Source organism: Sedimentitalea sp. (genome assembly GCF_039973035.1).
GTDB lineage: Bacteria > Pseudomonadota > Alphaproteobacteria > Rhodobacterales > Rhodobacteraceae > Sedimentitalea.
Genome location: NZ_JBDWLR010000027.1, coordinates 1 through 7,586 on the forward strand (window position 1 = coordinate 1; position 7,586 = coordinate 7,586).

7 protein-coding genes, 1 tRNA gene and 3 pseudogenes are annotated in these 7,586 nt (G+C 52.7%); 5 read left to right on the forward strand and 6 right to left on the reverse strand.

The window, feature by feature from the left end; translation table 11 throughout:
- Positions 1–148: 148 nt before the first annotated feature.
- Positions 149–952, reverse strand: coding sequence for a methyltransferase domain-containing protein (locus tag ABJO75_RS06165; RefSeq protein WP_348413183.1), 804 nt, complete (start codon positions 950–952; stop codon positions 149–151).
- A gap of 234 nt (positions 953–1,186) precedes the next feature.
- On the opposite strand from ABJO75_RS06165, the pseudogene ABJO75_RS06170 reads away from it, so the two are divergent.
- Positions 1,187–2,347: pseudogene (locus tag ABJO75_RS06170) on the forward strand (IS30 family transposase).
- Between the two features lie 230 nt (positions 2,348–2,577).
- On the opposite strand, the gene ABJO75_RS06175 reads toward ABJO75_RS06170, so the two are convergent.
- The 5 genes and pseudogenes from ABJO75_RS06175 to ABJO75_RS06195 form a co-directional block, all read right to left on the reverse strand.
- Positions 2,578–2,654: transfer RNA gene (locus ABJO75_RS06175), tRNA-Met, on the reverse strand.
- Positions 2,655–2,736: 82 nt separating this feature from the next.
- Positions 2,737–3,897: an aminotransferase class V-fold PLP-dependent enzyme gene (locus tag ABJO75_RS06180; protein WP_348287054.1), complete on the reverse strand. Its 1,161-nt coding sequence runs from the start codon at positions 3,895–3,897 to the stop codon at positions 2,737–2,739.
- Positions 3,894–4,823, reverse strand: a complete 930-nt coding sequence (locus tag ABJO75_RS06185) for a GDP-L-fucose synthase (RefSeq protein WP_348432391.1) — start codon at positions 4,821–4,823, stop codon at positions 3,894–3,896. The genes ABJO75_RS06180 and ABJO75_RS06185 overlap by 4 nt, the downstream gene beginning before the upstream one ends.
- A gap of 63 nt (positions 4,824–4,886) precedes the next feature.
- A complete protein-coding gene (locus ABJO75_RS06190; RefSeq protein ID WP_348432392.1) occupies positions 4,887–5,153 on the reverse strand; it encodes a helix-turn-helix domain-containing protein in 267 nt (88 codons plus the stop codon).
- Positions 5,154–5,481: 328 nt separating this feature from the next.
- Positions 5,482–5,669: pseudogene (locus ABJO75_RS06195) on the reverse strand (hypothetical protein); the annotation flags it as partial.
- An 18-nt stretch (positions 5,670–5,687) separates the two neighbouring features.
- On the opposite strand from ABJO75_RS06195, the gene ABJO75_RS06200 reads away from it, so the two are divergent.
- The 4 genes and pseudogenes from ABJO75_RS06200 (at position 5,688) to ABJO75_RS06215 (ending at position 7,435) form a co-directional block, all read left to right on the forward strand.
- A complete protein-coding gene (locus tag ABJO75_RS06200; protein WP_348432393.1) occupies positions 5,688–6,209 on the forward strand; it encodes a hypothetical protein in 522 nt (173 codons plus the stop codon).
- Between the two features lie 2 nt (positions 6,210–6,211).
- Positions 6,212–7,012: pseudogene (locus ABJO75_RS06205) on the forward strand (IS66 family transposase).
- A complete protein-coding gene (locus ABJO75_RS06210; RefSeq protein ID WP_348432394.1) occupies positions 6,991–7,173 on the forward strand; it encodes a transposase domain-containing protein in 183 nt (60 codons plus the stop codon). The pseudogene ABJO75_RS06205 and the gene ABJO75_RS06210 overlap by 22 nt, the downstream one beginning before the upstream one ends.
- Positions 7,166–7,435: a hypothetical protein gene (locus ABJO75_RS06215; protein ID WP_348432395.1), complete on the forward strand. Its 270-nt coding sequence runs from the start codon at positions 7,166–7,168 to the stop codon at positions 7,433–7,435. The genes ABJO75_RS06210 and ABJO75_RS06215 overlap by 8 nt, the downstream gene beginning before the upstream one ends.
- The last annotated feature ends 151 nt before the right edge of the window (positions 7,436–7,586 follow it).

Consider the following 7,586-nt stretch of genomic DNA (forward strand, 5'->3'; position numbering starts at 1 on the left):
GCATCTTGCCGGAATTCGTCCGTCCGTTTCAGTCCCCTCTCGGGATCATGCTTCGCATAACCCTGCCGGGCGGGGCATAGTTCATCGCCTTTGTTGCAATAAATGCTATCAAAGGAACGGCATCAAACCGCGACAGGTCCAGCGTCTGCTAAGTCGCCTTGATACCCATGATCAGTCCATTTCTGCGCGTGGCTCGTAGCACTCCCCCGGTTCTTTCGCTTTCGTCGTTAATCAGTTTGGAGAGATGGTTACGTTGTTTGTCGGACGCAGTGTTGCCCGGTGGCATAGACAAAAGTACAGCAACTGCATCAGCTGGGTCTGTGCAGGCCATAACATCGATCAAATCATATCGGCCTGTGTGTTCAAATACGTCCCGGACCATCTTTTCTGCGTCGTCTAGCGAGAACAAAGCGGCCCCCGGGTCGACGGGAGGACCCCCGAACGCTTGTGCGCCGAGCACATGTAGTTCGTTTAAATTATCGAGAGTATTCGTGCTAACGAACAATTGCCCGCCCGGGCGCAAGACGCGACTGGCTTCTTGAATGGCCGAGCGCGGATCACTGACGTGATAGAGAACGTGCAAAAGTAGGACGATGTCAAAAGTTTCAGATGCATTAGGCAGAGCGACAGCATCCGCAATTCCTGCCTCAATAACTTCGACCTGCTTCACTATCGCAAGGTTTGTCTTGGCCTCCTCGATCATGCCTGGAGACGTATCGACAAGTGAAACGCGCAGATCGCTTGGCAACCGATCCCTTGACGCCTGCCAAAACCATCCGGGGCCACACCCGACATCTAAGATACATGCGCCTTCTTTTAGGTCGATCTTATCAATCAGCCAGTCAAACCAACTGACAGATGCGTACTTCGCCTGAAAGGACCCACGCGTCGCGAGGTGGCGCGGTGTAGCATATTGACTTTGGACTCCGCCATGTTTTGACTCTTTGCTCATACAGCTAAGTTAGGTCACATCGCCAACCATATCCACTAACCCCTTATGCTGGTCTATTGGTCTGTCTTGGCATTAAGTTAACGGCCAGAAGCAATGATGGGACTGGCTATGCTTAGGTAGTGAGCTTCCAGCAAAGCGGACTTTGGCGCAACTACAGAAAACGGCAGCTTTGTCCGGTGGTTTCAACGGATCGACGCAACACTTTAATCTTTTTGGAAAGATGGAGTGTAAGTCATGGCCTATCGGACGCGGGTATTTTTCACAGATAAGCAGAAGTCAGATATCTGGGATCGTTGGCAGCGGGGGGAATCGATGAGCTCGATTGGGCGCCATTTCGATCGCGGCTCATCATCTATTTATCCGTTGTTGGAACGTGGCGGCGGCATAAGGCCAGCGATACGAAGGCGATCCGGATTGGCACTGACGCTTTGTGAACGTGAAGAGATATCACGCGGCCTTGTGGCCAAACAGTCGCTGCGTTCGATCGCAGGTAGCCTTCATCGCGCACCTTCCACCATTAGCCGTGAAGTCGGCCGTAATGGCGGTGCCAATAACTACCGTGCTGCAATATCTGACGCGCAGACTTGGGATCGTGCGCATCGCCCGAAGCCCTGTAAGCGAGTTGGGAACGACTATCTTTGCCGCATTATATCAACCAAGTTACACCGCAAATGGTCTCCGCAACAAATCGCAGGTTGGCTGATGCGCGTACACCCTGATGACGACGACAAGCGTATCTCTCACGAGACGATTTATCGGAGCCTATTCATCCAAACACGAGGGGTGCTCAAGAAGGAATTACAAGCGTATCTACGCGCGACACGGTCCATCAGGCGGTCACGCCATGCAACGCTTAAGCGCAGCGGATTGGGCAAGTTCAACGATGTTATCTCTATCCGAGAAAGGCCTGCAGATGTCGAGGATCGCGCCATGCCGGGACACTGGGAAGGAGACTTGATTGCTGGATCTGGCAACAGCTTCATCGCCACACTGGTCGAGCGACACACCCGATTTGTGATGTTGGCAAAAGTCAGCAACAAAGACAGCCACAGCGTCATTCAAGCGTTAATCAAACAGTCCGGCAAGCTGCCAAAAGAGCTTTATCAATCTCTTACGTGGGATCGAGGAACAGAGATGGCAGGCCATAAGGCCTTCACGCTTGCAACGGATATCGACGTCTAGCTGTGCGAACCACATTCGCCCTGGCAACGCGGAACAAACGAAAACACAAATCGCCTTCTGAGACAGTACTTTCCAAAGGGCACGAATTTGTCGATACATAGTCAGGCAAAGCTGAGCGCCGTAGCGAGGCAGCTCAATGAACGACCTCGAAAAACGCTGGATTACGAAACTCCAGTAGAACGTTTTAACGCATGTTTTGCGTCGATCCGTTGAAGCCACCGGACAAAGCTGACAACGCAAAGCATGTATCTTGCTGGATATTCAACCAGCACCAGTCCGTAATTGCGTTGCGTGCCCTACATGATGAGACGTGGTGGCACCCGTCTCTGCAATCAGAAGCAAAATTGCTCTCCAACGTAGCACCAGTGTAACACCAGCCAATTCACCAACGAAAAAAGCCACCCGAAGGTGGCTTGTAACGAACTGAAATTATTCAGTAATATTGGTTGCGGGAGTAGGATTTGAACCTACGACCTTCAGGTTATGAGCCTGACGAGCTACCGGGCTGCTCCATCCCGCGCCAATACCGTGCGTTTAGTCCGGAAATTTGGGGACTGCAAGGGGGTGCGGCGGCTTTCGCTCAATAAAATCGCATCCAAGCCCTAAAGCGCTTTCAAAGCGGCGATGGCTTCGGTGATCGGATAGTGATGGTTGCCCACAAACAGACCGTTGGCATCGATGTAATCGGCATTGGTCAGCGATCCGTGAATGGAATGGTCGATGTGTTGCATGACTTCGTTCTTGGTGAAGTTTCCTGCAACGATCGGACGACATTCGAACCCTGCGGCCATCAAGCGCTTTACCAAGTCGTGGCGCTGCATGTCAGCATCCGGACGTAACACAAGGCTGAAGCCAAACCAGCTGCTGTTTCCGATTTCCTGCTGGATCATGAACAACGGATGCTGTCCCAATTCACGCTGCACCATGGCGCCATTCGCGCGGCGGCCTTCTATCAGACCGGGTAGTTTTTTCAGTTGTTCCTGGCCCAGTGCGCCGGACATTTCCAGCGGCCGCAGATTGTAGCCCGGCAACACAAACCGGAAGCTTTCTTCAAACGGATCATCGGACTTTTCGCCTGTAACCTTGTTGAACTTGGGCAAATTCCGGGTCCAGCCATGCGCACGCAGCGACAACATAACGTGGTACAGTTCTTCGTCGTCGGTGACGACAATACCACCTTCCATCGTCGAGATGTGGTGTGAGAAAAAGGCCGAATAGGTGCCCATGACGCCGAAGGTTCCAGCCTCTTTGCCCTGATACGTGGCCCCCATGCTTTCGCAATTGTCTTCTATGATGATGATATCACGATCGCCAATAATGCTTTTTATGCGGGCAAAATCGTTGGGGTTTCCCAAAAGATTAACCACCATGATAGCGCGGGTTTTGTCCGTTATCGCGGCTTCAAGCTGATCCAGATCATAGTTCAGTGTGTTCAAGTCGATATCGACAAATTTTTGGTGCAACCCGTATTGCGCAAGCGGATAGTATGTTGTGGACCAGCTGACGGCCGGCACGATAATTTCATCGCCGCGCTGCAATTTTGGTGTTTTCGTGTAGAACAATGCCGCCGTCATCAAAAGGTTGGCCGACGATCCGGAATTTACCATAACGGCATAGGTGCTGCCGAACTGCTTGGCGAATTGCGCTTCGAAGGTTTTCACTTCTTGCCCCATCGAAAACATGTCCGATGCAATGACACGCTGCAGCGCTTCTTGTTCTTTTTCGTCCCACGATGATGTGGCCAATGGGAATTTAGGGCTCATTTGGAAACCTCGTTCAGATAATGTTCGTATGTTGCGGACAACCCGTCTTTCAGTGACGTTTGCGGCGACCACCCCCAAGCCGTTTGGCGGCGCGTGTCCGTAAGCTTTTGTTTCATGCCGACGGGCTTTGACAGGTCATGCACAAAGCGCCCTTCCCAGCCGACGATTTCGGCAACCGTCTCGTAGTATGCGTTGATTGTATGATCGTGACCCAACCCCACATTCATAAGATCAGGCAAAGTATTGGTATCGCCCAGCGACCGATGTACGGCGTCGGCCAAATCGGCGGCAAACATGAATTCGCGGCGCGCCGTGCCGTCGCCCCAGATTTCGACGGTCTCTGCCCCTGTGGTTTTTGCAATGTGCATCTTGTGGATGATCGCGGGAACCAGATGCGAATGCTTTGGGTCGAACTTGTCATGTAGGCCAAACAGGTTGCACGGGATCAAGGTTTTGTACTGCGCCGCACTGTCTTGCGCGCTGATGTATTGGCACATGCGCGTCGCCATAATCTTGGCCAGCGCGTAGCCTTCGTTTGTAGGCTCTAACGGGGCTGTCAAAATCATTTCTTCGGTCAAAGGATTGGCCGCACCGGCAGGATACATGCAGGTGGACGCAAGGTTGACCAGTTGCGAAACCCCCGCATTGTGGGCTTCCATGATCACGTTTCGACCAATTGTGACGTTGATATCAAGGAACCCGACAGGGTCGGCCATGTTCGCCTGAATACCGCCAACTTTACCCGCCGCATGCACCACCGCGTCTGGCTTTTCCGCCACGAAGAATGCGCGCACCGCATGCGCGTCGGTCAAATCCAGTTCAGACGATGTTGGCGCCAGAATAGACCATTCCTGAGCGTCCGGATGGGCAAGAACGTTTTTCCCCACCATGCCATGTGCGCCTGTTAGAAATAGTTTTTTGCTCATGACGTCCCCAAGCCTTTGTTTCATTTGCGCATAGCATCCTTATCGCGAGATGGCTTTAAGGAATTACAGCATAGCGCAGAAACGCCGGGGTCTTAAAGATGTTCGCAAACACACATAACCCATTGCACACCACAAGATGGGGCGTACCTGCGGGGCTTTGGTTTCGATCAGTGCAAGATCGGCAAGAGCCTGCAAATCACTGATCCGCAATTCATCTTCTGTCCAATGTGCCAACTGACGTTTGCGCAAAATCCCAAGTGTTTTGTTGGTATGCACCAGCGACAACCCAAGCGCGTCTGCAAGATCCTGCTGTTTGAAAGGGAACGCCATCCGTCCGCCGCGCTCCATCCCAAGGGGCTTGCCGCGCAAAAACACACGTACCAAAGCCCATGCCACGCCTTGCAACGCGGTGCGCGGCCCAAGGGTCGACACTGCTTCGCCTAGAAATGTTCTTCTATGGCGGCAAGCCATGTCAGCGAAAATGCGCGATCGAAAACGCAAAGCGTCATTTTTGTCGTGGCTTCTACAGAATGGCCCATTTCACCCATGACGCCTGCCTGCAGGCCAATAAAATCATCGGAAAAATAAAGCTGCCCACCTGCCGTTCACCGTTTGGCAGCAGTTTATAACGCATCCGCCCGTTGAAGCTTTGGCATCAGCCGTTCTCCCATGCGCTGGCCGACAGGGTATCGCGTAGCGATGTCCCGAGAGGGCTGACCCAGGTTCGATATAGGCAGTATATGCCCCCACCGCCTTGATCCAATCCCTGACCACCTCAGCGATGAACTCTGGGCCATTGTCCGACCTGATGTAGGCTGGAACACCCCGCAGGATGAACAGGTCTGTCCATTGCTCGGCCGGCAGTTGCAACGCAATCTGCCGAGAGGGGCCAGCGTGCATCTCTCAACAGGGCAGCAACTCGACCGTATCGTTCAAAAAACACTGGAACTTGCGACATCTGGCAACGATGCGGTGGACGTTACAACCATCATCGAGCCTGTCTTGCTGTTCCCCGATCAAGCTGTTCCATCGTCTCTGTTGAGGGCTGAAGGCATGACCAATGCCATGAAATACATCAGCAGTTCGGAAAACAAAAAACCTGAGTTAAAGATCGGCTTGGCGCAGGCGGGCGATACCTGCTCAGTGTCGATTGAAAATTCTGGGGGCGCATCCGTCTCATCAGAAAGCACAGGTCTTGGCACACAGCTGATTACGGCATCCGAAGCCTTTCCCGCGTTCGAAACCGAATTTATGAACGCGCGGCATGAGATTATTGCCAGCTTTTGCATCTTTGATCCCGAAACACCGCTGCGCTCCGAAAGGGCTAATACGCGGATCATTGTCCGCTGTTCCGCCAGTCCCAGATATACCCAAGATCAGGCCTAAATATTGATCGCTCCACGCTGGCAAATTGGATGGGCAAGGTATCCTTCCATCTCGCCCCCGTTGTGGATCACATGTTCAAAGAGTTGAAGGCATCGAACAAGTTGTTTGCGGATGAGACCCGTTGCCCCGTGTTGGACCCCGGACGCGGTAAAACCAAAACAGGCTACCTCTGGGCCATTGCCCGTGACATTGCCCGTGACGAACGCCCCTTTGGTGGCACTGCGCCGCCGGGTGTGGTCTTCTGCTATGCGGATGGCCGTGGCGGCAAACATGCGACAGACTTCCTGACGGGCTTTAGCGGCACGCTGCAAGTGGATGGCTATACCGGCTATAACGTGCTGACCAAGCCCGGCCGCAACTCTAGCCCTGTAAATCTGACCTATTGCTGGGCCCATGCGCGGCGCAAACTCAAGGAAGTCCATGACCGCGATGGATCACCTATTGCAAAAGAAGGGCTTAAGCGCATTGCCAAGTTCTACAAGATAGAGGAGGCGATTAGGGGCCAATCGGCTGAATAACGCAAGGCTGCGCGTCAAGAACAAACCAAGCCGCTGATGGCTGACTTCGAGGTCTGGCTCAAAACGGCCCGTTCCCGCATCTCTGCAAAGTCACGCCTTGGCGAGAAGCTCAGCTACATTGCCAAATACATGACGGGTCTAAAGTTGTTCCATGATGACGGCACCGTCGAGATGGACAGCAACATTGTTGAGCGCGCACTCCGCCCCATCGCGCTCAACAGGAAAAACGCGCTGTTCGCAGGCCACGATGAAGGCGGCCGAACATGGCGCGCATCGCGCCCCTGATTGAGACCTGCAAACTTAACGACGTCGAGCCATACGCTTATCTCAAAGCGACCTTGGAGGCCATTACGGCAGGACATCCCGCTGTGCGCATCGATGAGTTGATGCCTTGGAACTACCCCTTTAACCCCAGATCAGAGAGATTGGCGTCCAACCATGAGTAAACTAAAAGAAGCGCAAAACGCCATCGAAGTGCAGGCTGGACAGCTTGTGGCACTTCAAATGCTGATCGAAGCCATGATCGTTGGAGGTATCAGAACAAAGATCATTGATGAAAAGGAGTTCATAATACTCCTGGATCAAGGAATGAAGGCATTCCAAAATAACACGAACATGACAGATCAGGAAACCTTCGGCGCCATCGGCACCCTGACAAGCGCCGTCGATATGATAAAATACGCAAAAGACAAACAAATACTGCCGTGATACCGCTTACACTGTAGTCAATTTAAGGCTGATATCCACAGATGCGCAAACACTGATTTCAGCGATGCAGTTTTTGCGTTTTATGTGGTTTGGTTGTTATCGTTTTAGATTGAATGGTTCTTATTAGGTTTGGCGATGACCTACTCTCCCA

Coding starts and splice junctions, on each gene's coding strand:
- ABJO75_RS06215 (WP_348432395.1), top strand. CDS start 7,166: ATGAGTAAACTAAAAGAAGCGCAAAACGCCATCGAAGTGCAGGCTGGA.
- ABJO75_RS06180 (WP_348287054.1), bottom strand. CDS start 3,897: ATGAGCCCTAAATTCCCATTGGCCACATCATCGTGGGACGAAAAAGAA.
- ABJO75_RS06210 (WP_348432394.1), top strand. CDS start 6,991: ATGGCGCGCATCGCGCCCCTGATTGAGACCTGCAAACTTAACGACGTC.
- ABJO75_RS06190 (WP_348432392.1), bottom strand. CDS start 5,153: ATGGCGTTCCCTTTCAAACAGCAGGATCTTGCAGACGCGCTTGGGTTG.
- ABJO75_RS06165 (WP_348413183.1), bottom strand. CDS start 952: ATGAGCAAAGAGTCAAAACATGGCGGAGTCCAAAGTCAATATGCTACA.
- ABJO75_RS06185 (WP_348432391.1), bottom strand. CDS start 4,823: ATGAGCAAAAAACTATTTCTAACAGGCGCACATGGCATGGTGGGGAAA.